Here is a 706-nt window from a genome sequence, read left to right as displayed (position 1 = left end):
CAGTAAGATTATTATTTAAATCATAGAAACTGCATTTTATCATTCTGTTATTATTATCATATTCTCTGATTGACAGAGCATATTTATCTACACTATCGGATATCATATTATTATTTGTATCATAATGTTTTTCATATATTAAGTTTCCAAAACTGTCATAAATAAACTCTACTTTATAAAAACGATTTGCCAAAAAAGTAGGCTTATTATAAATATCATAATATTCTCTGCTTATAATATTAATACCTCTATCATCAAAGGTATTTATTCTCTTATAATATCCAAAACTATTGAGCATATTATTATTATTGGTATCATAATATGTTAGTTCATCTTTGTTGTTAAAAGGATTTCTATATTTGTATATAAGATAAGCACAGCCATAAGATTTATTTGTATTTATAACGAGCTCATTATTTATACCTGTAAATATAGATATTTTCTCTCCGTTATTATCTCCTGCATAGTTATTATGATATCCGTATACTAGTATTGGATTTTCATTAACATCATAATAGGATTCTTTTTGAAAGCTATTGCATTTTATATCTTTGTCTATTATTTGTTTTACTTCGTCTATGTAAACATTTTCAAATTTTATTATAGATATGCCTTTTGCAGCGTTTATTGGTTTTTGATTGGTTCCTAAATATATAATTTTACTTCTTGTTGAATTATTATATTCATATATAAGTCCTGCACATTT

1 protein-coding gene is annotated in these 706 nt (G+C 23.8%); it reads right to left on the bottom strand.

The features are described 5' to 3' along the window. Positions 1–706: hypothetical protein (locus tag EZH24_RS14410; RefSeq protein ID WP_201798608.1), on the bottom strand; the 706-nt coding region annotated here is incomplete at both ends.

The sequence above is a fragment of the Brachyspira catarrhinii genome (assembly GCF_005518285.1).
In the GTDB taxonomy this organism is placed as follows: Bacteria; Spirochaetota; Brachyspiria; order Brachyspirales; family Brachyspiraceae; genus Brachyspira; species Brachyspira catarrhinii.
Note: the sequence above shows the minus strand (reverse complement) of the source record. Positions and strands in the feature narration are given on the sequence as shown.